Here is a 537-nt window from a genome sequence, read left to right as displayed (position 1 = left end):
GGCCGAACAGCTTCAGGAGCCCTCGCAGCTGGTTGGCCATGGATGTCCGCGCAGTGATGAGCTGGGCACGGATACGCAGAGCTGCCCTGTCGATATGGGTGGCCGACGCTTTCATGTGGACGCGCTTGTACCAGCCGGTGCGGGCCAGTTGGGCAAGGCCTTCCGCGTCATGGACATCGCTTTTGTTCACGCGTGCGGAAAGGACGCCCTTCGCGTGCCGCGCGCAGATACATTCTATCGCGACACCACGCTCGACCAGCCCATGATACAGGAACGTCGATAGCGTTCCCGTCTCCAGCACTACGCGCACCAGATCGGCACAATGTTTGTGGAGCCATTTGGCCAGGACATCGGGATCGCTGGCGACAACATCTCGCCGCAGAACCTTGCCCTCGACATCGACCACGCAGATATGCGTCGTCTTGTCACTCACGTCCAATCCTGCATAAATCGACATCGGTCACCCTCCTGCATTGAAGCGCCAAGGCGACTTCGTACCATGCACGAGGGTGGCTAAATCAATTACGCGGTGTCCCA

General features: G+C 59.6%; 1 protein-coding gene. It reads right to left on the bottom strand.

The window, feature by feature from the left end; genetic code table 11:
• Window positions 1-433: IS110 family transposase (locus AX724_RS06565; protein WP_197421497.1), on the bottom strand; the 433-nt coding region annotated here is incomplete at its 3' end.
• Between the last annotated feature and the right edge of the window lie 104 nt (window positions 434-537).

Origin of the sequence: Sphingobium sp. CCH11-B1, from assembly GCF_001556865.1 — a bacterium.
In the GTDB taxonomy this organism is placed as follows: Bacteria; Pseudomonadota; Alphaproteobacteria; order Sphingomonadales; family Sphingomonadaceae; genus Sphingobium.
Note: the sequence above shows the minus strand (reverse complement) of the source record. Positions and strands in the feature narration are given on the sequence as shown.